Origin of the sequence: Pseudomonas sp. DG56-2 (genome assembly GCF_004803755.1) — a bacterium.
GTDB lineage: Bacteria > Pseudomonadota > Gammaproteobacteria > Pseudomonadales > Pseudomonadaceae > Aquipseudomonas > Aquipseudomonas auratipiscis.
The window spans coordinates 2,895,620-2,919,884 of record NZ_CP032311.1; the positions used below are offsets into that span (position 1 = coordinate 2,895,620).

Below are 24,265 nucleotides of genomic sequence, written 5' to 3' on the forward strand. Positions count from 1 at the left end.
GCGCTGTATCGTTGACATGCATCAAAGGCGTTGGCTACAACTGGAGTAGATAGGAGTTATGCGTCATGCCTCTTTACCTCTGCGGAGCAAATCCTCATGGCACCTGTTCAATCCAACGCGCAATCATCTTCTACCCCCGCCTTCCCCGCTGAAACCGGCGAGCACTGGATCGAGCCCTTGAACGATGGCGGGCACGTGCTCATCAGGCCACTGCGGGCTGAAGACCGCGAGCGTGAGAAAGCGTTCATCATGCGCCTTTCACCTGAATCGCGGCACTTTCGCTTCTTGTGCCAGGTCAGTGAGCCGGGCGAAGCGATGCTCGACAAGCTGATGAGCGTCAACCAGCTCGAGAACGCTGCTTATGTGGCCCTGGCGCACGTCGATGGTGAACTTCGTGAAGTCGGTATCAGCCGTTACTCAGCGTGCGCACAGCCTGATGAGTGTGAATGTGCGGTCACCGTGGATGATCAGTGGAAAGGTCGTGGCCTGGGCGCAAAATTGCTTGGGCACCTGATCGACAAGGCGCAAGCCAACGGCTTCAAACGCATGTTTTCCATCGACTCTGCGGCCAATACGGCGATGCACGAACTGGCCCGCGAGTTTGGTTTCTCCACTTCCCGCGACCCTAACGATTCCTGCCAGGTCATCCATACCCTGTCATTGGCTTGAAAGCCTTGAGCTACCCAGTTGCTGGCCTGTTCAAGGCATCTTTTACCGATGAATCGAACAGGCCGGCAACGCCGTGTTGCATCAGTCGACGGTAGGCTCTGGGGTAATGACCAATACGCTACTTGGCATTTTGTACAGCACCCGCTCAACAGTGCTGCCGATGTACTTGGCCAGCCCACGATGATGAACCCGGCCCATGACGACAATGTCGCTGCCATGGGTTTTGCAGAAGGTCGTCAGCACTTTCGATGGGTCGCCCATGATCATGTGGCATGCCTGCGGATCGATGCCGTTGCGTTCGGCCAACGCCCGGAAAGCTTCGCTTTGAGCCTTATGCAAGCTGTTGGCCAGGTTTGAGTCGAACATGAACGATATCCGACCCAGGTGTTCTGCTTCGGTCTGCATCGAGGTCAGATCGTAGGCGTAAAGCAGTTCAACCTGTGCCTGGCACTGCATGGCCAACTTCAACGCTTCCTGGACAATCCGATCATTGAAACCCTGGTACTGATCTTCAGGGCGTGACAGGTCGACGGCGGCGACTACCTTGCGTGGCAGCGCGTGCTCGGTCTTGTCGACAAAATGCAATGGCACCCGGCATTCACGTAGCAAGCGAATGTCCAGTGTCGAGAATAACGCCCGCATCAACCGCGACTCGTGCTCGATATCCTTGATCACCATTGCAAATGGCTGTTCTTTCAAGTGGATCAGTATCTCGTCCAGGACATTTTCCACCCAGACCACCTCGGTGGTGACCGTCAGCCCATTTTTACGCATGGGCGCTGCCTGGGTTTCCAGCCAGTCACGGTGTTTTTCAACGTAGGCCTGGCGCACCAGTGCCAGCGCTTCTTCGTTCATCATTCCAGCTGTAGCCAGCCCTTCGAGATAATCGAATGCCACGATATGCAACGGCATGCCTTTGGCCTTGGCCAGGGCTGCGGCGCGGTCAAAGGCATCACTACGGCGCATGAGCGGGGGGACTACAAGCAGTAAACGTTGATAGTCGGACATAACACACCTCACACTAAGTGATGAGTAGGATTGTCCTATCCTGCATTTGTCTGGCCAGACGCGTTTGACTTGCATCAACAATACTTCGCGTGCCGGCACCGAGGGTGACGTATTGTCTGTTCAGCACACAACAAAGGCAGGTATGCGCATGATCGACACCGCTGGAACTGCCCGTAGCCCTTTGTCCGTGTTCTTGATTTTCCTGCGCCTGGGCCTGACATCCTTCGGCGGCCCTGTCGCTCACCTGGGCTATTTCCGCCACGAATTCGTGACTCGCCGCCAGTGGCTGAGCGAGCGCTGCTATGCCGAATTACTTACGCTTTGCCAGTTTCTACCGGGCCCTGCCAGCAGCCAATTAGGTATTGCGCTCGGGCTGTCCCGCGCCGGTTATGCGGGAGCGGTGGCCGCCTGGGCAGGCTTCACCCTGCCCTCGGCGATTATCCTGATTTTGTTCGCCCTGAGCATCGTCAACCATAGCGACATGATGTCCAGCGGCGTTGTGCATGGATTGAAAGTCGTGGCGGTAGCGGTGGTAGCCCAAGCCGTGTGGGGAATGGCGCGCAACCTTTGCCGCGACCTTGTGCACATCAGCATCATGGCTGCTGCGGCCTGTGCGGTCCTGTTGTTGCCTGGGGCTTGGGGACAACTAGCAGTCATCCTCATTGCCGCAGTGATGGGCGTTTTTCTACTCAAGCCAAAGCACTACCCAGAGTCTGAACCGCTAGTCATTGCCATCAGTCGTCGGGCAGGCCTGTGCTGGCTCAGCCTGTTTTTTGCGCTGTTGATCGGGCTGCCGCTGCTGTCCACCCTGGTGGCGAGCCACCCACTGGCGCTGGTAGATATCTTCTATCGTGCCGGATCGCTGGTGTTTGGTGGCGGCCATGTCGTGCTGCCGCTGCTGCAGGCACAGGTGGTGCCCGTTGGCTGGGTAAGCAATGACGTCTTCTTGGCCGGCTATGGCGCTGCGCAGGCGGTCCCGGGCCCATTATTTACCTTCGCCGGATTCCTGGGTGCATCCATGAACACTGCCCCGGCAGGCTGGCTGGGTGGTTTTATCTGCCTGTTGGCGATCTTTGTACCGTCATTTCTGTTGGTGCTGGGTACCCTGCCGTTCTGGCAGGACGTGCGACGCAACAACCAGGCGCAGGCGGCGCTTTCGGCAGTCAACGCCGCAGTGGTTGGCCTACTCCTGGCAGCGCTCTATCAGCCTGTCTGGACAAGCTCGATTCACTCGCCGCAAGACGTCGGCCTGGCATTACTGGCGTTGATCGCGTTGATGTATTGGAGACTGCCGCCATGGCTGGTGGTCATCGGTGGGAGTCTGCTGGGATGGTGCATGCACGCACTCGCATAAACTGGCAACGCCGCCTCACCCTGTGCGTCAAATGACTCAACACCGACAAAAATCTACAGCTTCAACGAATCCTGAGCTATGACTGTTAGACGGTAAGCGCAAAGGAGTCGCCATGAAATACCCCTACGTATCGGGATCCCTGGTTTCAATTTCGCTGGGTTTGTTCGCGGTTTCTGCCCAGGCTGACAACGCCAGAGACTGGCAGAATACCCCGATCGGCTTGAACATGGTGTTTGGCTACTACAACCTGATCGACACCAACACACCTATTGATACCTCGCTGGCGCTCGATGGCCTGTCGCTCAACGCCGACGTTTACATCGTGCGTTACGCCCGCTCGTTTGGTATTGATGGACGCAACTCTGCGATACAGTTGCTGCAGCCTTACGCTGATGTAAAAGCGTCGTTCGATGACGCGCGGTTTTTTTCCGGCACCAAGCGCAACGGCGGCATGGGTGACACGCAAATTGTTTTCGCCCACAACTTCTTTGGTGGTCCGGCATTGACTGCCGAGGAGTTTGCCACCTGGCAACCCGAGACCTTCCTGAGCGGAGCCTTGTGGCTGACCACGCCGACCGGCGACTACGACAAGAACCGAATCATCAACATTGGCGCCAACCGATGGGTAGTAAAGCCCGAAGTAGCCTTCGGTACCCCGTTGGGCCCGACATGGCTGGAACTCAACACCTATGTTTCGCTTTACGGCGACAACGATGAGTATCAAGGCGACAGCAAGCTTGAACAACGGCCGCTTTACGCCGTCGAGGGCCATTACAGCTACACCTTGAACCCGGCCCTCTGGGTGTCGCTGGATGCGACCTACAGTGTGGGGGGCGAAACCAAGGTCGATGGCGTCGACCAGGACAACAAGCAGGAAAACGCCCTGCTTGGCGCCAGCCTGGGCTTCATGCTGTCACGCCAGTTCGGCGGCTTGGTTGCCTACAGTGATACCGTTTCAGAACGCACAGGGTCACCGGATGTGAATACCTGGACGCTGCGCTTGCAATACGTTTGGTAGCAACGATGGCTCAGGCCTAGAAAACCCGCGGCATTTGAAAACCCGTATTTTCAGCGCCGGCCATCAATAATGAGGCCTGGCCGTTGGTCTTGTTAACGAATGAGGACCAGTTGGGTAACTGCTCAATATTACCGACGCGTTTCAACCCGGCCTGATCAACTTGATACAGGCCAACATTATTGAATGCGAATTCCACTTTCAAATCATTGCGTTGGCCAACCGAGGTAATGTTGTTGGTGAGGTTATCCAACAACAGCGGATCTGATTCAGGCTTTTGCCAATAAGAAAGCACCATATGTGCTTGCCCGCTGGCGTTGACAGTCGTGTACAAAAGACGCACTTTGCTTTCGGGAACGCCTAACAAACGCAAGGTATAGTATTTTGCCAATGCAAAGTCTTCGCAGTCACCTGCACCCTTCTCCAGGGTCTCCAGCGGGGAGGCCCAATAGTCTGTTTTTTTCCAAACATCACTATCTTCACCGAAACGAATATTGTTGTTGAAGAACGCGTTCACACGCAGCAGCTTTTGCTGTTCGCTGAGCGTGCCGGCGTCAGCTACCAAGACCCGCCAATCGTGTAAACGCTGGGTAGCCTGCTGAGTCAGGTGCAGGCTTTGAGGAAGAGGCACGGCGATCGCGCTGCCCGAAAGGAGGCCTATGCCGAGCAGAACGGCCGCTAAGATATTCAATTGCCGAGCAATTTTGGTAAAGGCTTTGAAATTAAGATTTACCAAGCAGTACCTCGCTTAATAACAATCGATTTCTAAAAGCTTACTGGGCCAAGCGACCCGCACATTAAGGTAACGTCTGCGACTCGGCAAGGTGCGTCCGTCGGAGAGTTACGCAGGCTACCGTCAGTCCGATGAACTGTAACAAAGTGCAGGCTCATGCATCCATGTAAATGCGTCACTCAAGCAAGCACGACTCTTCTTGAGGAAGAACATCATGAAACTCTTCGTACAGATGACAGCATTAGCTGCAGCTGCGTATTTGAGTGGGAGTGTTACAGCTGCAACGCAAGTTGAATACCCAGTTTCCAGTGTCTCCAGTGAACCTGCTCAATTAATGCTTGCCGAAGGAGGTAGTGATCGTCTTACTGAAAACTATCTACAACGACAAGCTTTGGCAAAAAGCCAACCTAAGCAGGACACTGGCGAAACCTATGTACAATTGATAAAAGAAAACCCAACCGCGTCGGGAAATACGGTGGCCGATCCACTCGATGAAATGAATACCACAAACCCTAAACTCATCGACCCGATTACCAGAGATCGAGACGAATACCGCAGCGCCCATTGAATGAACTAAAGTTTTACACCCTTGAGACCTCAGTGCACGCAGGCGACGTGCACTGAAGTCGAGCAAGACACTAGATACTATCGCCCTGCATATCTTCAATTTCATTGCTTGTCGACTGAGTGTTCGCTGGCCCGTTTGACACGGGGAGCGCCTGAACAATACGCGTCGCTTGTCTAAGCCTGCTTATATATACTCTGCAATGGGGACAACCCTGCAGATGGATAAAGACAAGACAACGCAGGCGCACGCCCAAGTTGCCATCAATAATATCTGATCCTCGCTCGGATATTTCGTAGCAACTCAGCATTTCCCTTCCTCCTGAAAATCACTCAACATTACCTGTATACGTTGGCGACCTCTATGTAGGAGCAAGCGTACATTGCCCTCGCTCAACGCCAGTGCGTGGGCAATTTCCTTATACTCCAGCCCGGCAATATCACGCATGATGACTACGCTTCTTTGCGCACTCGGCAATTCCTGAATGTACTTCCAGATACATTCGTACAACTCAACCTCGGTTAGCAATTCTTCCGGACTTTCTTGCACCTGCTTATCAGGAGGATTGGTCCATGCCCCGTGTTCGTCAAACTGCGACGAAATAGGCGAGTGATGCTCGGACTCCAACCACTCCAGGGATATTTCCCGCCCTAGTTTGCGCCGCATGGAATGGGCTTCGTTAATGGCGATTCTTGCCAACCAGGTCCTGAATTTGGAGCGCCCCTCGAAGGAGCCGACAGCGTTGACGGCTCTGAGCCAGGTCTCTTGGGCGACATCGTTGGCTGACTCGCGGCCGACCAAGGGGATGACAATGCCGACGAGAAACGCATGATGACTTTTGATCAGATGCTCCAGGGCTTCGAGGTTGCCCTCGCGCAGGCGCTTGACCCATTCTTTTTCATCGTCCACGGCTGCCCTCCTGAGCGCCGTGATCGAGCCAGCCAGGGAAGCCTGAATGCTAGTTGAAGGCTAACACCACCCAGTCACCATCTATAAAGCGGGCGCCTTGTAATTTCCAATACAGCGACATATAACTCACTTCACTTAGACGCATATAATCAACGCCACCTATTGACGAATTAATCCGATACACAGCACTTCGACAGCGCACAGACATACACACAGATACACTGCGTAACAGTGGGGATTTGCGCCGTACAATACAGGCGCATGGCATCTTACAGGAAGCCTAGATCACATTTTTCACTGTGCAAGTAGTCGTTACCTACAGAACAAACAAACATAACGACGCGGGATAACTCGCGCTATCCGACACAATCAATCTCTATAACGACCCCAGACCTTATCGCTAAACGCGAATAGGCCCTGCATGCCCCAGATATCTATTTAATCTTCTTGTTAGTCAATTGCTTGGGTCTATGATCAACGCATCGATTGTTTGACCACGGACGTTCACAGCATGGCGAAGGTACTGATCGTTGACCCCTATCCCTTGAGCCGCCTGGGTAGCGAAACCCTGCTCAACCAGGCAGGCCATAGCGTCGTGGCATTTGCCGACAATGGGTTGGATGCCCTGAAGCTTGCACGGACAGCAGTCCCCGACCTGGTGGTGCTGGATCTGGACATTCCCAGGCTTGGCGGTCTGGACGTGATCAAACGGATCGCCGCACGCAAGTCTTCGACCATCATCCTGGTGTTGACTGCCCTGCCCGCCGATGTCTATGAGCATTTGTGCATCGCTGCGGGCGCCTCGGGTTTTGTGTCCAAGAGCGACACCCTGGAGTCATTCGCCGATGCAGTGAATAAAGTGCTGGCTGGCAAAACCTGTTTCCATGCCAGTGCCCTTCGACATGACCCGGCCCCAGCCACGCCCACAGAACAACTGACGGCTCGAGAGGTGACGGTATTGCATTACCTGGCTGATGGTTACCGGGTAAAGCAAATTGCCGGTGAACTGGCCATCAGCGACCGAACAGTGAGTACCTACAAGACCAGATTGCTGGAGAAAACCGGCACTCACTCGCTGGTTGAATTGCTGCATGTAGCCACCCAACGGGGATTTCTCGAAGGCAGGGCCGACAGCGACAAAGCGGGCGTTGATTCGGATCAGGCGTCAGCATTGCAATTCAATGCCTTGCTCGATCAGATCCCATTTCCTGTCTGCCTGCGGGCCGCAGACGCACGTATTCTGGCGGCCAACCAGGCGTTCCTCGATTACCTCGGTTTGACTCGCAATGCGGTCCTTGACGCCAAGCAATGCGATATAGGCGTGATAGACATCGAGCACCTCGAATTTGCCCGTGAGACGTTCAACACCGCGGTCGCAAAACAGATTCCCTACATGATGGTCATTGCTGTGCGCCTGCATGGCGAGCGTAGGGTATTGAAGCACAGCGGATGCCCGGTCATCGACCAGGGTGGCGGGCTGGTTGGAATGCTCTGTACCTCGATCGACATCGGTGAAGAGCAGGCCCAGATCGAAGCTTTGCGTGAGCAACTGGCCTACCTCACTTTTGTCAGGGACCGCCGAAGCACCTATCTCATCGAGCACGCTGATTCGCTTGACCGCTACTTGTGTAGCGCGCGCGCGGTGGTCGACGGCAACGACAGGCTCAACGCCCTGTTTGAGCGAATGCACGAAAGTGTGCAATGGCTTCGCGAAATGGTTCACCTCGAGACGGGGCAAAACAAACTCTCACCTTTTTCGCACAACCTCAACGCTCTCACCCGGAACACCCTTCAGCACCTGCCAAGCGACGACATGCCCGCGCATGATTTCACAAGTGCCAAATCGAACCCATGGGGATGGATAGATCCAACAGCGTATGCCAGCCTGATCAAAGCCCTGTTTCTTCACCTCAAGCACAGAGGGGCAGCCCTGGTTTCGATTCGCGCCGACGCCTACGAGAAAGACGCCGGCTACATCGAGTGGCACCTGTGCCTAACGGCATCCATGACTTCGGCTGAATCAATGACCGCTCCGGTTATCTACCTTTGCGTGGCATCCGAGCTGAGCACGTTGTTCGAGGCAGACCTGCAGATCAGCAGCGATGACGAACAGGCATTTGAAGCTCATCTGCGCTTGACCATCCCGCTCGCTACGGCGGCGCATTAGAATCGGAAACGCACTACAAGGCGTTGCATGAAGCAACGCTTACCCAGTAAAGATCCAGGATCAATCATTTCTCCTAGTTGACACCTCTAGGAGAAACACGATGAAACGGCACCTCAAACCTGGTCAAGAACCTCCCTCCTCGACACTGACTGCACTGTTCGTTTCCGTCGCTCTGGCAATTGCCGGGGTGACCTGGCCGGTAAGTTACGCCTTGGCTGAGAACATTCCCCAGGGCGGCCAGGTAATCGGCGGCAAGGCAACCATTACGCAACAAGGCAAAGGCATGGAAGTGAACACTTCCACGGCGCGTACTGCCATCAACTGGCAGAGTTTCAACGTCGGCCCCGACCACAAAATCACGTTCAACCAGCCTGATGGCAAGTCGGTCACCCTCAACCGCGTAACAGGCGGCGACCCCTCGAAAATCTACGGCACGGTAACCTCCAATGGCCAGCTGATTCTGGTGAATCCCAACGGCATCTGGATGGGGCCCAAAGCGCACCTATCTTCCAGCGCGCTGGTCGCCAGTGCAGGTTTTCTCACGGAAGAGCAAGCCAAGCAGTTTGCTGCAACCGGCAAGCTGGATATTCAACTCACAGGCGCGGTAACCAACCAGGGACGCATCACTGTTCATGACAATGGCATGGTCGCCCTGCTTGGCGCCCAGGTCACCAACGCCGGCGTTATTCAGGCCCGCAAAGGTACGGTGCAGCTGGCTACCGGCCCGCAGGCCACACTCGACTTTCACGGCGATGGTTTGCTGAACATTGCCGTCAGTGGTGAGCCTGGCGACAAGGCCAGCGTTACTGCCGATGTCAGTGGTGGCGTGCACAACAGCGGGCAAATCGACGTTGCCAACGGCGTGGTGGCCATGAGCGCCCAACGTGCAGCCAAGCACCTGGACTCGGTGATCAATCTGGGCGGCAACGTCGTCGCCGATTCGGTAAGCAGCGACGGCGGCACCATCGTCCTGAGTAACGCTGCGCGCACCCATGTCAGCGGTAATCTGAGTGCTACGGGCGTCAATGGCGGCACCATCAAGGTACTTGGCGACCGCGTGAATGTTGCCGGCACGGCGAAGATCGATGCCTCAGGCAGCCAGGGTACCGGTGGCAAGGTGCTGCTGGGTGGTAGCTTGCAGAACAAAGGGAACGAGGCGCCCGCCACCACCACAACCGTAGCCAAGGGCGCCCAGCTCAAGGCCGACGGCAAGACCGATGGGGGGCAGATCGTCGCGTGGAGCGATGAAGCCACCCATTTCGCGGGTTCCGCGTCGGCCACCGGCAAGGTCAAGGGTGGCGTAGTTGAAACCTCGGGCAAGCAACTCACGGTAACGTCCGATGCCAAGGTCGATACCCATGGACAAAAAACCAATGGCACCTGGTTACTCGACCCTGCCACTGTCAATATCGATGAAACCGGCGCTGCTGGTTCGGTGGCAGCCAGTTCTATTGTCAGCGGGCTGGCGCAAGGCAATGTGTTGATTCAGGCAACCGATACCCTCAATGTCGATGCTCCCATTATCGCCACCAACCTCGCCTCGGTAGACAACAACGGTCGCATCAGTCCATCGACTCTGGCGCTGATCTCCTCTGGCAACGCCGGTCAGATCACCACGTACGAGGGCACCGACAAGAGCCACGCCAACGGCGCGGTGAATATCAGGGCGCCGATCCTGCTCAAGGACGGCAACCTCTACATCAGTGCGACCGGTGACATCCGCTTGTTCGATGCGGCACCGGCGGGTGCCAGCGGCGAGGCCGCCTACGGCCGCCGCGCAATCATCGATGTGGGGTCGGGTATCGCCTGGCTGAAAACCACTGACACTGCCTCCATCTTCCAGCAGGACAACACTGCGCTGATCGGTGCCAAGGTCGCCCTTGAAGGGGCCAGCGTACGGATGGACAGCGGTTTGAACTTCGCTGGCGAATTGGCCGGCAAGGCCAGCAACGGCATATTCACCTTCAGCCAGACCAATGCCAGCGGCACCGGGCCCGACACCAGCAAAACCATTACCGCCCCGCTGACCGGAGAAACCCTCAGCGGCATCAAAGCCTATGCCCTGACCAAAGTCGGGACACAAGTGATTATCGGCAACAACAACGTGGACCGTACCGTTGAACTGAGCCCCGGAAACGGTCAGGCATTCGACTATGTGGTGTTCGAGGCGTTGAATCTTCGTGACGAGAATGGCAACGAGATTGCGCAAGCAGACGTACTGCGTTATCTGGACAGCTCCGACTACCTGATCTACGGCATCAGTTTTCGCGATAGCCAAGGTGCGTTGTGGAAGTTCACCCCCAACCCCAGCGACGTCAATGCCCCCATTGTCAGCCGCGACGGCGTTCCCGTTAATGTCCCCGTGGGCTTTTCCCTTAGCCCGGTGGGTGGACAGCTCGCCGTTGGTGTCATGACCGGCATTGGCTACTGGGGTGTGGATGGCGAGTACATCCCCGGTGCATCGAACCAGCACGAGATACAGTACAAACCCGCCACAGATACCTCCCAGCAATTGATTTTCAAGCTGCCCGGTGAAACCGACGCGATGCTCGCCCGCATTGGCTGGCTGGCCGATGACAAGCCCTGGATAACCACCACGGACGGCAAGCCTGTCACCCAGAAAAACCTGTTTGAAACAGCCCAGGTCCAGTTTCTTTCAACACAGGACAAAACCGACACAAACGTTGCGATCTCCACTAACAAGGCACAAATCAGTGCTACCCCCGCGCACGCCAGCCGCGAATACGGCGAGCACAACCCGGCCTTTACCCAGGGCATCGTCAACAGCGGGTCAAGCGTGGAACAAGTACGTGGGTTGGACCAGTATGTTGACGCTCAATTGGGTCGGGCCGGTGTCACCAAGGCCGTGCCATCGACAGCCGCAACCGAGCACTCCAATGTCGGCCAGTACGCGATCGAGGGTGGCTTGAGCGGCGATGCATTTGCCCAGCAGCGCTATGAACTGCAAAACAACACCGCCACCCTGACCGTGACCCCGGCAGAGCTGACCGTGACCGCCAACGACAAGCACAAAGTCTACGGTGACAATGACCCTGGCCTGGACTACAAGGTCGGCGAGACAAAACTGGGTCACACCGGCGCTGAGCTGCTTCAGGGCAATCTTGATCGTCAGTCCGGTGAAAATGTCGGCCAGTACACCATCAACAAGGGCGGCCTCGCGTTGAACAACGGCCTGGGCGGCAACTACACCCTCAAGTATGTCGACGGCACGCTGCAGATCACCCCGGCGACCTTGACCGTTCAGGCGCAGGACACGTCGAAAGTCTATGGCGATGCCGACCCTGCCCTGACTCGTAGTGTCTCGGGCCTGAAGAACGGCGACACAGTGGCATCGGTACTCAACACCGGCACCCTTGGCCGTGAAGCCGGCGAAAACGTGCGTGCCGCCGGCTACACCATAAATCAGGGCAGCGTCGGCCTGAACAATGACCAGGGCCGTAACTACGTTCTGCAGTTTATCGACGGCAAGCTGACCATTACCCCCGCCGCCTTGACCGTAGCCGCTGATAACAACGGCAAGGTCTACGGCGACCTCGACCCTGCGCTGGGTTATCAGGTCCGTGGCCTGAAAGCCCAGGACAGTGCCGGCGAGGTGTTGAACAACGGCACACTGGTTCGCCAGACGGGTGAACAGGTCAGCGCTGGCGGCTACAGCATCGAACAAGGTTCGGTAGCCCTCAACCAGGGCAAAGGCCAGAACTACATACTCAGCTATGAGGCTGGAAACTTCAGCATTACTCCGGCAACCCTCCTCGTGCGTGCCGATGACAAAACCAAGGTCTACGGTGAAATCGATCCGGCACTCAGCTATCAGGTGTCCGGACTCAAACGTGGCGATCAGCAAACCTCGGTGCTCAACGGCGGCGCCCTGCAACGCACAGCTGGCGAAGACGTCAAGGCAGGTGGCTACGCCATCGGCCAGGGCACGCTGGCCAACATCAGCCAGAACTACATCCTCAACTACGAAGCTGGCGTATTTACCATCACGCCAGCCTCGTTGCAGATCGACGCTGGCACGCACTCCAAGGTGTATGGCGAGGTAGATCCAACACTTTCCTACCGCCTCAGTGGCCTGGTCAATGGCGACAGCGCCGGCGATGTGCTCAACAGCGGCGCCATCGCCCGTAACAGCGGCGAAAACGTCGGCCAGTACGCCGTTCACCAGGGCGATCTCGGCCTTAACACCGGCAAGGGTGGCAACTACATCCTCACCTTCAACAACGGTCAACTGGCAATCACCCCAGCCGTGCTAAGTGTGACCGCCGACCACAAGGCCAAGGTCTATGGCGATCTTGATCCTGAGTTGACCTATTCGGTCGCCGGCCTGAAACGGGGTGACAGTGCTGCCGATGTGCTCAAGGGTGCGCTCACTCGGGATGCCGGCGAGAACGTCAAGCCCGGCGGTTACGCCATCACCCAAGGCAATGTGCTGCTCACCAGCGGTAACTACGCCATGGTTTTCAAGGACGGCAAACTGCAGGTCACCCCGGCACCGCTGGACGTACACGCAGACAACAAGTCCAAGGTCGCCGGCGCTGCCGATCCGCAATTGACCTACCAAGTCAGCGGTTTGAAAAACGGCGACAAGGCTGATCTCGCCCAAGGTTCACTGGTCCGCGCTCCAGGAGAAAGTACTGGGGCCTACGGCATTGGCCAGGATCAGAAGTACCAGGCGGGCAGCAACTACACCGTGACCTTCCATGACGGCACCTTGACCATCACCGGACCGCTCGCGCCCATTGACCCATTGCCCACTGCGGTACGCCAAGTTGTTCCTGTCACCGCGCAATCGCCAGGCAACACCCGCTGCACGGCCCTGGAATCACCCTCGGCGGTATCGGCCAACTACTCGGTAACCCCCGCAGTGGCCCGCACCTACGCCGTGCAATTGATCTGTAAACCCCGTGCCTACGGCGATAGCAACAGCACCATCCCGGATATCCGCGATGTGCTCAGTTACGCCAACAGCCACTTCAAGGACGGCCAGTTCATCGTCCCTGATTGGAGCCGCAGCGTCATTCCTCACGACCTTCAGGCTCCGCAAAAGGGAGGTAAATAATCATGAAATCCTATCCCTCACGCATGACCCGTATCGCGGTGGCAGTGCTGTCCAGCCTGCTGGTGCTGTCGGCGCAGGTAAACGCCGCGCCGCTGGGGCAACTCAACCCCGGCCGGATCGAAGTTCCCGACCGCAGCGGGATGCGCAACTCGCCCACGCAGATGCCTGAAACGCTGGAGCTACGTGAAACCACCGTCACCCCGCAGCTGGAACAGTTGCCCGAAGAAATGACTGCACTGCCAGCGAACCTGTCACGATTCAAGGTCAACAGCGTCACCCTGATCGGTGCTGACAGCTACCCTGCCGGCACCTTCAAGCCGGTGCTTGCGCGCCTGGAGGGCAACAGCGTCAACCTTGCCGAGATCAACGCCGTGGTGGACACCATCACCCAGCGTTATCGCAAGGCCGGTTTTTTGCTGGCCAAGGCCTTTGTTCCACAGCAACGCCTGGAAGGCGGCAAGCTGACGATTCAGGTGTTCGAAGGCAAAATCAACCAGGTCAGCTTCAGCGGCCCAAGCAACAAGGCACTGGAGCGCTACGCCGAAAACATTCGCCAGCAAACCCCACCGAAAAGCGCCACCATCGAGCGCAACTTGCTGCTGATGAACGATGTGTCCGGTAACGAAAGCCGCGGTGCCTTGCAGGCATCACCGCTGCAGGCCGGTACTGAACTGACGGTAGAAAACCAGCTGCGCAAGTACGAAGGTTTCATCGGTTTCGACAACCGAGACAGCCGCTACTTCGGGCCCTGGCAGGTCTATGGCGGCATTGGTGTCAACGACCTTACTGGCAACGGCGACCATTTGGGCATCCGCGCCGGCCGGTCGGTGGAAGGCAACAAGATGACCTTCTTCGAGGGCCAGTATGAGTTGCCGGTTGGCAGCCAAGGCGATGTCCTCAGCGTACTGGCCCAACATAACGATGGCCACGCCGACACCTATTCGTTCCTCAATGCCAACAGCTCCGGTGACACCTTGGCCGTGCGTATCACGCGGCCATGGATTCGTCAGCGCGACAGTACGTTCAAGACGTCGGCGGCGTTCACCTACTTCAACGGCAAGTCCGAGTACCTCGACGACGCTGATCTGCCACCTTCCAGCGACGACCGCATTCGGGCGATACGCCTGGGTGCAAGCTATGACTTCGTCGATAGCTACGGCGGCAAAAACCTCGCCAAGCTCGAACTGAGCAAAGGCCTGGCAGTGATGGGCGCCAGCAGCGAAAGCCGGCAGAACCCGTCCCGCGAAGGGGGTGAAACCGACTTCACCAAACTCCAGCTGGACGCGCAACGGCTGCAAGACCTGAGCCGCCTCATGGACGGGCTGAACCTGTACATGGCCGCCACTGCGCAGACATCCTTTGGCCAAGCCCTGCTGTCGCCGGAACAATTCGGTGTGGGCGGCAGCGAGTTCGGCCGCGGCTATGACCCTTCGGAAATCACCGGTGACCGTGGCTTTGCAGTCAAGACCGAACTGCAATACAACCGCATCCACGCCTTCAAAGACTACGCCGTACCCACCCAGTACTACGCGTTCTGGGACTTTGGCAAAGTGTGGAACGAAGAGCCCTACTGGGTCCCGACTCAGAGCTTGTCTTCCGCGGGCGTGGGGGCTCATTTGCAAGTGTTCAAGGACACCTTCGTTTCCCCGGAAATCGCCTTCCCGCTGACCCGTTCGGTCTCTGCTGAAGAGTTGGATAACGATAACGGCAAGGCGCCACGGCTCTACATCAACTTCCTCAAACTGTTCTGAAATCAGCGAAGCGAATGCCCCTCCTGGGGCATTCGCTGTGGAGACCGCACATGACTAGCCACGGTGAACTTTTGCGCACAATCAGAAGCGCTTCGTTCAATGACGAAGCGGCGGCAGAACTGTTGCTGGAAATACGCCGCCTTGGCCTGGCACCAAAGCTCAGCCATCGCCTCGACGATATCGCCATTCATATGCACCACGATGCCAGGGCGCTGGAGGCGCTCTACCTGGCGTTGAGCAGCGGCCGCATCGTGTTCAGCACAGGAGGGTCAGCGGATGACCAGGATTGTGCTGCATCGCCCAGCTAAAAAGCGATGGCAGGCATGATCACCCGTCACCTGCGTTTCATGGTTGCAGACCCCGCAGAAATATAGTGATGGCCTCATCCACCCGCCGCTGTCGATCCACCTGCGAAGGGATATCCATCAACCCCAACAAGCAGCGCAACTGAAAATCACCGGTCAGGGCATCAAGAAACAGCACTGCCCGGGTCTGGGCGTCTCCCGCCCGGACGATTCCGTCTTTCTCGGCCCAGACAAAATAATCAAGCAAACAGCCGTAGGCTGCGCCGGGTGCCGCCTCGAAAAACGCCCGTGCAGCTTCCGGGGCACGCAATGCTTCAGCGACGATCAGCCGGTGCATGGCGATCGTTCGGGGCGAAAGAATCACCTCCAGGAAGGTTTCGGCAATGGTGCGCAATGCCTGCGCCAACGGCTTGCAGGTGAGGTCCATGTGCGTGAGTGGGTTGACGATCTGCTCGCACAGACGGGCGATAATGGCCGCAAACAAGCCGTCCTTGTCTCCGAAGTAGGCATACACCGTACGCTTGGAGCCGCCGATGCGGGCGATGATGGCGTCGACACTGACCCCGGCATAACCTTCTTCAAGGAACATTTCCGTCGCTGTGGCGAGAATGCCCTCCCTCTTTTCGACTTGCCGCTTACTTTCCACCCGCTCGCTCAAGTAGCACCTCTGTCAGTTCCATACGCAATCGCTGCGCGCTAAGCCTACCTGCCCTGCGGTAGGCGTTCCACTTTGTCGATAAAAATGCATATCTATCCTGCATTTTTATGCAAAACACTTCCTGGCAATGGCATTGACAGACGCGGATCGCAATGGGAATCTTCGCATAACGGTACGGTACGGTACCGTTTACTTAAACCTTGAAAAATAATAACAGCGAGGTATGGATCATGCGTTTTGTCACTTTTGCCGAAGGTGCTCTCAAGGGCCTGGCCGTGGAGACCGAAAGCGGTCTGCGCGGCCTCACTGAAAACCTGCCAGGCTACCCGGGCTCGCTGCTCGACCTGCTCAGTGGTGGGCTGCAGGCGCTGCAGCATGCTCACCAGAAGTTGAGCACAGCGCCCTTGCTCGACAGCGGGCGCATTCGGCATCTGCCCCCCATCGAACGCCCAGGCAAGATCGTCTGTGTTGGCCTGAACTATGCCGACCACACCAAGGAAAGCCCGTACGACCAGCCGACCTACCCGACGTTCTTCCCCCGTTTTTCCACAACACTGATTGGCCACGGCGAGGCCATTGTCCGTCCACAGGTGTCCGAGCAACTGGACTACGAAGGCGAGTTGGCAGTGATCATTGGCACCCGAGGTCGCCATATCGCGCAAGAACAGGCCTTGCAACACGTTGCCGGCTACTCGATCTTCAACGAGGCCTCGGTGCGTGATTACCAGTTCAAGTCGCCGCAATGGACCATTGGCAAGAACTTCGACGCCACCGGCGCGTTTGGCCCGGTCTTCGTCAGCGCTGATGAGTTGCCGCCCGGTGCCCGTGGCCTGTCGCTGACGACTCGCCTGAACGGCAAGATTGAACAGCATGGTAATACTGCCGACATGGTCTTTGATGTGGCGCATCTGATCGCCGTACTCAGCGAAGCCGTCACCCTCGAACCGGGCGATGTCATCGTTACCGGTACACCCGCCGGCATTGGCTGGGCTCGCCGCCCGATGTTGTTCATGAAGCCAGGTGATGTCTGCACCGTGGAGATCGAAGGGCTCGGCACCTTGGTCAACCCCATCGCCGCTGAGACGCCGCCTGCCTGAGGTCGCGCTTGAAAAACTAGTCCAACCCCGTTCGCCTTAGACAGGCGGGAGTTTCACGGTCGGCCTCGCCGCGCCGTGACCCCGGCTGCCCACGCCCGGACCGATTTGCGGTTCGCGCTTGCGGCTGCCTGGAGAAAGCCTCCTTGCCAGCGAACGCCCGAATAAATCGTCGGCCCTGGGCTGAGGAGACGCAGCCATGCTGCACATCAAAGACATCAATCATGTGGTCTACCGGCATGCCGATCTCGACCTGCTTGAACGCTTTCTGCTCGACTTCGGCCTGACCGTCTGGCACCGCAGCAAACACCGGCTCTACCTGCGCGGTACCGGTACGCTGCCCTATGTCTACATTGCCGAACGCGCTGACACGCCCGCCTTGGGCGCCATCGCTTTCGCCGTCGAGTCGTTCGCCGACCTGCATTTCGCCGAACGCTTGCCGGGGGCCTCACCGATCCAGACGCTGGAGCATCCCGGCGGTGGTCATTACGTGGCGCTGCATGACCCCTGCGGGCGTCGCATCGAACTGGTGCAGGGTATCGAGCCAGTCCAGGCCCTGACACAACGCTCCGCGCTGGTACTCAACTCGGCGGTCGAAAAGCGCCGCTTCGGCGATGTGCAGCGACCCGGCAAGGGTCCGGCACAGGTCATGCGACTGGGCCATGTGGCCATTGGCGTCGCCGACATGCCCAGCATGATTGCCTGGTACCGAAACGTGCTGGGCATGTTGCCATCCGATCTGATCGTCGAGGGCAATGAGCAGGGCTGCCCCTCTGCGGCATTCCTGCGCCTGAATCGGGGCAGCCAGTGGACCGACCATCACACCATTGCGCTGTTCCAGGCCAACCGTGATGTTGTGCACCACGCCTCCTTCGAGGTTCAGGATTTCGATGCGCAATGCCTGGGCCATGAGTGGATGGACGATCAAGGCTGGACCCCGTTCTGGGGCGTTGGCCGCCATGTGCTCGGCAGCCAGATATTCGATTACTGGCGCGACCCGTCGGGCAACCTCATCGAGCACTTCACCGACGGTGATCTGTTCAACCATGCCTCGCCCATGAATTGCACCCAGGCCTGCGATTCCAGCCTGTATCAATGGGGCCCCCCCATGTCGGTGGAGTACTTCCTAGGTGGCAGCAATGAAAACGAAACCGTCGCACCACGATCGCTAGCCGAACGCCAGCGCCGCAGCCGCTGAGCATCACAGGAGTTACGTGCCATGAATGAAAGACTGTCCGACCACGCCCTCGACCTGCTGTTTCGCAGTGCCCGTAGCCATAATGGTTGGCTCGACAAAGCCGTGGACGACGACACCCTGCGTGCCATCTACGACCTGGTGCGCTGGGGGCCGACCAGTACCAACGGCTGCCCAGCGCGTATTGTCTTTTTGCGTAGTGCCCAATCCAAGGCGCGACTGCTGCCGGCTCTGGCCGCGGGTAACGTAGAAAAAACCCTTGGTGCCCCGGTCACCGCGATCATCGGCTATGACGTCAACTTCCACGAGCAACTCCCACGCCTGTTTCCGCACAGCCCGGGCATGCGTGACTGGTACGCCGCGCAACCGCAGGTAATCGATGCAACCGCGCTGCGAAACAGCGCCCTGCAGGGCGGTTATTTCATTCTTGCCGCACGAGCACTGGGGCTCGACTGTGGACCGATGTCAGGTTTCGACCACGAGCAGGTCGACGCCGAATTCTTTGCAGGAAGCACCCGCTTCCCCGGCCAGCAGATAACAACCAATTTTCTCTGCAACATCGGCTATGGCGATCCCTCGAAGCTGTTCCCGCGCAGTCCGCGACTGAGTTTCGACGAGAGTTGTGCCCTGCTGTAGAAGCCTGCGCTCTGCGCAAAGCCAAGCGCGCCATGTCGTTCACAACAAAAACAAGGAGAACACCATGCGGCACACTCACCCAACCCACCCATCCACCCATCGGTTCGACCGCTGACGGAGACACACACCATGCAGAACATTTCGAAATGGCATGTGCTTGTCGGCGGTTTCCTCGCCTATTTGTTCGACGCGATGGAAATCATCCTGCTGACCATCGCCTTGCCGATAATCCAGCAGGATCTGGGCCTGTCCATTGCTCAAGCGGGCATGCTCGCTTCGGCGACATTGCTTGGCATCGGCTTCAGTAGCATTACCACGGGCTGGTACTCGGACAACTTCGGCCGGCGCAAGGCCCTGCTGCTGTCACTGATAAGCTTTGGCGCACTGACCATGGCCGTGGCGTCCACCAGCAACTGGTACCTGTTACTGGTGCTACGCTTTTTCTCGGGCCTGGGCCTGGGTGGCGTGTGGGGGATTGTGTCGGCCTACATTGCCGAGACTTGGCCGGCGCACCAACGCGCCCGCGCCACTGGCTTTGTGCTCAGTTCGTTTCCCATCGGCGCAGCAATCGCAGCGATGGCTGGCAAAACGTTGCTGCCGGATTGGCACGCGCTGTTCCTTACGGCGGGCATCTCCACGCTTATCCCTGTGCTATATCTGTGGTTCTTCGTTCCAGAGTCCCCCGAATGGAAGGCACAGAAAGCGCTCGCCAGTTCCTGTGCTGATGCCCCTCTCAATGCTTCGGTGCAAGAAATCTTCGCCCCAGGCTTGCTGCGCCTGACCCTGCTTGGCACCGCAGCGGCAAGTTGTTCAGTGATCGGCTTTTGGGGTGCCAGTACCTGGCTACCAACCTATCTTGTGCACGAGCGCGGCTTGGAGATCGGGATGATGGCGCACTTCATGACCATCATGAACATTGGCGCATTTATCGGCATCAACGCCTTCGGTTTGTTCGCTGACCGTATCGGCAAGCGCAATGCCACGCTGCTGTCGCTGCTGGGCAGTTCAGTGATGCTGGCAATCTACGCCTTAACCACCGATAACCAGATTCTGTTCTGGCTCGGCCCGGTGTACGCCTTCTTCTACGCCTTTGCCAGCCTGTTCGCCTCGTATTTCAGTGCTCTTTACCCGGTACGGGTTCGTACCATCGGCGCCGGTTTCTGTTTCAACTTCGGTCGCGGCCTTGCCGCATTCGCACCGTTGCTGCTCAGCGGCATTGCAACCAGCTATAGCCTGGCGCTGGGACTGCTGGTATGCGCCGGATTCTTTGCAGCTGGCATGCTGATCATGTTCTTCATGCCGCATGCCGAAGCACCACAGGGCATCCACGCAACGCCCTTGGAGCCCACGCAAAACGCTACCTCTTGATCATCACGCGCTGAAATCGCAAGCGTACTGCCCGACAGTTCACCTGTCAGATCGGGTCTGCTCGCCCGGAGAAAACCTGGGCCGGGCTGTACCGCCCTTCCCCAACGCCAGCGGCGCAGAACGTGTGCAGCTGGCAAGCCATCGGAAATGCACCTCGATGAACGCACAACAATTACAACAATGCATTTGCAAGGTCCTGAGCGCATTAATCCTGGGCAGCACTGCTGTTGTCGCCAATGCGGCGCAGTGGAGCGACACCTTTGTCGGCTTTCGCTACGGTGAGCATTACAGCGAGCCACCCGTGGACAAAAAAATCCAGAAAGAGATCTACCAGCTTGGCCATAGCAGTGGCAATGACTGGGGGGCTAACTTCTTCAACCTGGACGTGCTCAAGTCCGACAGCAATGACCCGAAGAAAGACAGCGATTCCGGCGCCGTCGAGGCGTATCTGGTCTATCGCCACCAATTGTTCCTGAGCAAGGTGTTCGACCGTTCGCTGCGCTATGGCCCAATCAAAGACATAGCCCTGAGCGGCGGGATAGAGCTGAACTACAAGAACAACGACTTTTCCACCCGAAAACGCCAATTACTGGTGGGCCCCACGCTCAAGTTCGATGTGCCCGGCTATCTGGACCTGAGCCTGCTGTATTCGATGGAATGGAACCACTGCGGCCTGTCCGCGTGCAAAACAGAAAACATCGAATTCGATCCCTACTACGTCATTCATCTCGCCTGGGGTTACCCCTTCCAACTTGGCGAGGCTGCGTGGAAGTTCCACGGATTCGCCAGTTACAAGACGGCCAAGGGCAAGGACTATTTCAACGACGACACCGGCGAGGAAAGCCTGATACGTGGCGCATTGATGGTTGATGTCGGCAAACTGGCTTGGGGAACGGCGAACACGCTCTGGGTCGGCCCTGGCTATGAGTGGTGGCACCACAAGTACGGTGCGATGCATAAACCGGGCGTCAATACCCATGCCCCGACACTGCACATGGAGTGGCATTTCTAAGCGTTATAGGGGTAAAGCCAAAGCGTGTCGACGGACCTGTGAGCCCCCCGGCACGCTCAAGGCTAGGAACGCGGTACCAGCGAGGCATGAATGAAATCGAGCAGTTGCTTCTGAAAGCTGGCCAGGTCCACCGCCTTGGGGTCGAGCAAGAACTGCATCATCATCCCGCGCATCGCCCCAAGCACCAGGGTGGCGGTGGCCAGCGGATCCGCGTCGGCACGTATTTCGCCGTTGCTGATGCCGGTACGCACCTGTCGCGCCAGGTAGTCCTGCACCGCCCGGTTGTACGAACTGAGCACTTCGACGGTTTCCGAATCTTCGGTCACCGCCTCGGCCATCAATGCCAACAATGCCCGGGTGTTGACCCAGTCGGTATCGGCGCGCCCCAGGTAAACCCCGATGAACCCGAGCAACGTGGCAAGCCCCGGCTGGCGCTCAGGCACCTGTGACTCGACCATATTCATGAAGCTGGCATTGACGAAACCGGCCAGCGCCCGCAGCAACCCGGCCTTGTTGCCAAAGTGATGGGTCGCCAGGCCCCGACTGTAGCCTGCTTCTTCTCCGACTTCGGCGAGGGTCATGCCGACCCAGCCCTTGCGCGCGACGATACGCCTGGCCGCCTGCAGCAGGCGCTGCTCGGCTTCGGCACGGCGCTCGATCTGGGTGCGGCGCGATGGGGTCTGATCGGTGTTGCTCATCGGTAAATCCTTACTTGCCTGTAAACACGGGATCGCGGCGCTCGGCCATGGCGAGGTTGCCCTCGACAAAATCGTCCATGACGATCTGCCACTCCTGCTCGCCCGCTTCGCGGTCAATGATCGCGTCCACCGCATCGGCAAGGCCCATGCGCAGGGTTTCCCGGCTGGACATCACTGCATGGGGGGCACAGAGGGCAATCTCTTCAGCCAGCGCCCGCGCAGCTTGCCGCTCCTCGCCCGGTTCGGCAAGTACATCTGCAAGCCCGATGCGTACCGCTTCGACACCGTCAATACGCCGAGCAGTAGCGATCAGCAATGAAGCCTTCTGGACCCCGACCAGGCGTGGCAGGGTCACGGACAGGCCAAAGCCCTGATGAATACCCAGGCGATTGAAGTTCGCCGAGAAGCGCGCCCGGCTGCTGGTGACGCGGAAGTCACCAAACAGCGCCAAACCCAAGCCCCCGCCAATTGCAGCGCCCTCGACCACGGTGATCACCGGCTTGCGTACCCGGAACAGGCGTACGGCAAATTTGTATAAGCGGCGTGGGAACTGCGGGTCACTTTGCGCAGACCCGGAAAAATCGGCTCCGGCACAGAAGGTCTTGCCATCAGCCTGCAGGAGCGTCACCCGGCAGGCGGGCAACTGGTCCAGATGCTCCAAGGCAGCGACCAGGTCTCGGATCAATTCATCGTCAAAGAAATTCAGCGGCGGACGGCTGAAGGTCAAGGTGGCGATAGGGCCGCTCAGCTCAAGACTGAGGCCGCGTCCTGGTGTGAAAACATCGGTCATTGGAAAGCTCCTTTGGATAATTCGCGCTTGCTGGGCGTCGTTGGATGCTGCTAGGTTATTTACTTGCTAGCTGACAAGCAAGTAAATAACCCAATCCTACGAGACTACGTCCATGCAGGCTCTCGATATTCAACCGTGTCGACTCGACCCTGATACTCACGTCCTGCGCGCTGAAGTGCGCGCATTTCTCGCCGACGCCCTGAAAAACTTGTCTCCCGCCGAGCGGGCCAGGAACTGGAACGGCGCCGACGAAGCGTTCAGCCGCACGCTTGGCGAGCGCGGCTGGTTGGGCATGACCTGGCCCAAGCGCTATGGCGGCCATCAGCGTAGTGCCCTGGAGCGCTACGTGGTGCTGGAGGAGCTACTGGCGGCCGGTGCACCGGTCAACGCCCACTGGATTGCCGAACGCCAGAGCGGTCCGCTGCTGATGAAGTTTTCCCCTGACGTACTGGCGCCAAGGATTTGCCCGCAGATCGCCCGCGGCACTCTTTACTGCGGCATCGGCATGAGCGAACCGGACGTGGGCTCCGACCTCGCAGCGGTCCGAACGCGCGCCGTGAAAGTCGAGGGCGGCTGGCGCGTCAGCGGCCAGAAAATCTGGACCACCGGCGCGCAACGGGCGCAGTACATGGTCACGTTGCTGCGAACCGCGCCGCGTGACGAGCAGGATCGTCACGCCGGCCTGTCGCAGTTTCTGATCGACATGCAGTCGTCCGGTATCACTGTACGACCAATCCACAACATGCTCGGCGAGCATGATTTCAATGAAGTGTTCCTGGACAACGTCTTCGTTGCCGACGATTTCGTCATTGGTAATCCCGGGGATGGCTGGAAGCAGGTCGGCGCCGAACTGGCCTTGGAGCGCAGCGGCCCGGAGCGATACCTCTCCAGCACGCAGCTGTACCTGGAAATGCTCGACAGCGCCAACCCGCAAGACACCCACCAAGCCGTAACCCTCGGGCGTGTAGCGGCACGGTATGCGGTGCTGCGCCAGATGTCCCTGGGGGTTGCCGGCATGCTCGCTCGTGGCGAAAACCCAGCGATCCCGGCTGCATTGGTCAAGGATCAGGGCGCATTGCTGGAACAGTCCCTGCCGGACATCGCCCACACGCTGTTTGGTGGCAGTCGCACGCGTGGCTCCAACCTTGATCAGGTGATGCGCTACGTCACTCAGACAGCACCCTCCTTCTCCTTACGCGGTGGTACACGCGAAATCCTGCGCGGCATTATTGCCAGAGGTCTTGGACTGCGATGAACG

General features: G+C 58.1%; 20 protein-coding genes. 14 read left to right on the top strand and 6 right to left on the bottom strand.

Annotation, left to right across the window (positions count from 1 at the left end; translation table 11 throughout):
* Positions 1-96: 96 nt before the first annotated feature.
* Positions 97-669: a GNAT family N-acetyltransferase gene (locus D3Z90_RS13010; protein ID WP_136476182.1), complete on the top strand. Its 573-nt coding sequence runs from the start codon at positions 97-99 to the stop codon at positions 667-669.
* An 81-nt stretch (positions 670-750) separates the two neighbouring features.
* On the opposite strand, the gene D3Z90_RS13015 is transcribed toward D3Z90_RS13010, so the two are convergent.
* A complete protein-coding gene (locus D3Z90_RS13015) occupies positions 751-1,677 on the bottom strand; it encodes a universal stress protein (protein WP_136476183.1) in 927 nt (308 codons plus the stop codon).
* Positions 1,678-1,825: 148 nt separating this feature from the next.
* Between D3Z90_RS13015 and chrA the strand changes: the two genes are divergently transcribed.
* Together chrA and D3Z90_RS13025 are read left to right on the top strand one after the other, a co-directional pair.
* A complete protein-coding gene (gene chrA, locus D3Z90_RS13020) occupies positions 1,826-3,031 on the top strand; it encodes a chromate efflux transporter (RefSeq protein ID WP_136476184.1) in 1,206 nt (401 codons plus the stop codon).
* 112 nt (positions 3,032-3,143) lie between these two features.
* Positions 3,144-4,049, top strand: a complete 906-nt coding sequence (locus D3Z90_RS13025; protein ID WP_136476185.1) for a transporter — start codon at positions 3,144-3,146, stop codon at positions 4,047-4,049.
* Between the two features lie 16 nt (positions 4,050-4,065).
* Here D3Z90_RS13025 and D3Z90_RS13030 read toward each other — a convergent pair whose 3' ends face one another.
* Positions 4,066-4,782 (bottom strand): transglutaminase-like cysteine peptidase, encoded by a 717-nt coding sequence (locus tag D3Z90_RS13030; protein WP_136476186.1) that lies wholly within the window; start codon positions 4,780-4,782, stop codon positions 4,066-4,068.
* Between the two features lie 211 nt (positions 4,783-4,993).
* Here D3Z90_RS13030 and D3Z90_RS13035 point away from each other — a divergent pair, with 211 nt between their 5' ends.
* Positions 4,994-5,347: a hypothetical protein gene (locus tag D3Z90_RS13035; RefSeq protein WP_136476187.1), complete on the top strand. Its 354-nt coding sequence runs from the start codon at positions 4,994-4,996 to the stop codon at positions 5,345-5,347.
* A gap of 300 nt (positions 5,348-5,647) precedes the next feature.
* On the opposite strand, the gene D3Z90_RS13040 is transcribed toward D3Z90_RS13035, so the two are convergent.
* Entirely contained in the window at positions 5,648-6,253 is a 606-nt protein-coding gene (locus D3Z90_RS13040) for an RNA polymerase sigma factor (protein WP_168198468.1), read from the bottom strand.
* A gap of 511 nt (positions 6,254-6,764) precedes the next feature.
* On the opposite strand from D3Z90_RS13040, the gene D3Z90_RS13045 reads away from it, so the two are divergent.
* The 4 genes from D3Z90_RS13045 to D3Z90_RS13065 all read left to right on the top strand — a co-directional run bounded on the left by D3Z90_RS13045 (position 6,765) and on the right by D3Z90_RS13065 (position 15,559).
* On the top strand, positions 6,765-8,420 hold the full coding sequence (locus tag D3Z90_RS13045) for a response regulator (RefSeq protein ID WP_136476189.1): 1,656 nt from the start codon (positions 6,765-6,767) through the stop codon (positions 8,418-8,420).
* A gap of 100 nt (positions 8,421-8,520) precedes the next feature.
* Positions 8,521-13,500, top strand: a complete 4,980-nt coding sequence (locus D3Z90_RS13050; protein WP_256658366.1) for an MBG domain-containing protein — start codon at positions 8,521-8,523, stop codon at positions 13,498-13,500.
* Positions 13,501-13,502: 2 nt separating this feature from the next.
* Positions 13,503-15,251 carry a ShlB/FhaC/HecB family hemolysin secretion/activation protein gene (locus tag D3Z90_RS13060; RefSeq protein ID WP_136476190.1) on the top strand — a complete coding sequence of 583 codons (1,749 nt, stop codon included), beginning with the start codon at positions 13,503-13,505 and terminating at the stop codon, positions 15,249-15,251.
* Between the two features lie 50 nt (positions 15,252-15,301).
* A complete protein-coding gene (locus D3Z90_RS13065) occupies positions 15,302-15,559 on the top strand; it encodes a hypothetical protein (protein WP_136476191.1) in 258 nt (85 codons plus the stop codon).
* A gap of 37 nt (positions 15,560-15,596) precedes the next feature.
* Here D3Z90_RS13065 and D3Z90_RS13070 read toward each other — a convergent pair whose 3' ends face one another.
* Complete coding sequence (locus D3Z90_RS13070; RefSeq protein ID WP_256658195.1) at positions 15,597-16,202, bottom strand: TetR/AcrR family transcriptional regulator; 606 nt, start codon at positions 16,200-16,202, stop codon at positions 15,597-15,599.
* A 242-nt stretch (positions 16,203-16,444) separates the two neighbouring features.
* Between D3Z90_RS13070 and D3Z90_RS13075 the strand changes: the two genes are divergently transcribed.
* The 5 genes from D3Z90_RS13075 (at position 16,445) to D3Z90_RS13095 (ending at position 21,519) form a co-directional block, all read left to right on the top strand.
* Positions 16,445-17,311 (top strand): fumarylacetoacetate hydrolase family protein, encoded by an 867-nt coding sequence (locus D3Z90_RS13075; protein WP_136476193.1) that lies wholly within the window; start codon positions 16,445-16,447, stop codon positions 17,309-17,311.
* Positions 17,312-17,507: 196 nt separating this feature from the next.
* Complete coding sequence (locus D3Z90_RS13080; protein WP_136476194.1) at positions 17,508-18,506, top strand: VOC family protein; 999 nt, start codon at positions 17,508-17,510, stop codon at positions 18,504-18,506.
* Between the two features lie 21 nt (positions 18,507-18,527).
* Positions 18,528-19,139 carry a malonic semialdehyde reductase gene (locus D3Z90_RS13085; RefSeq protein WP_136476195.1) on the top strand — a complete coding sequence of 204 codons (612 nt, stop codon included), beginning with the start codon at positions 18,528-18,530 and terminating at the stop codon, positions 19,137-19,139.
* 129 nt (positions 19,140-19,268) lie between these two features.
* Entirely contained in the window at positions 19,269-20,507 is a 1,239-nt protein-coding gene (locus D3Z90_RS13090; RefSeq protein ID WP_136476196.1) for an MFS transporter, read from the top strand.
* Positions 20,508-20,664: 157 nt separating this feature from the next.
* Complete coding sequence (locus D3Z90_RS13095) at positions 20,665-21,519, top strand: hypothetical protein (RefSeq protein WP_136476197.1); 855 nt, start codon at positions 20,665-20,667, stop codon at positions 21,517-21,519.
* 62 nt (positions 21,520-21,581) lie between these two features.
* On the opposite strand, the gene D3Z90_RS13100 is transcribed toward D3Z90_RS13095, so the two are convergent.
* A complete protein-coding gene (locus D3Z90_RS13100; RefSeq protein ID WP_136476198.1) occupies positions 21,582-22,217 on the bottom strand; it encodes a TetR/AcrR family transcriptional regulator in 636 nt (211 codons plus the stop codon).
* Positions 22,218-22,227: 10 nt separating this feature from the next.
* A complete protein-coding gene (locus D3Z90_RS13105; RefSeq protein ID WP_136476199.1) occupies positions 22,228-23,007 on the bottom strand; it encodes an enoyl-CoA hydratase/isomerase family protein in 780 nt (259 codons plus the stop codon).
* 112 nt (positions 23,008-23,119) lie between these two features.
* Here D3Z90_RS13105 and D3Z90_RS13110 point away from each other — a divergent pair, with 112 nt between their 5' ends.
* Positions 23,120-24,262, top strand: a complete 1,143-nt coding sequence (locus D3Z90_RS13110; protein ID WP_136476200.1) for an acyl-CoA dehydrogenase family protein — start codon at positions 23,120-23,122, stop codon at positions 24,260-24,262.
* Positions 24,263-24,265: the final 3 nt, after the last annotated feature.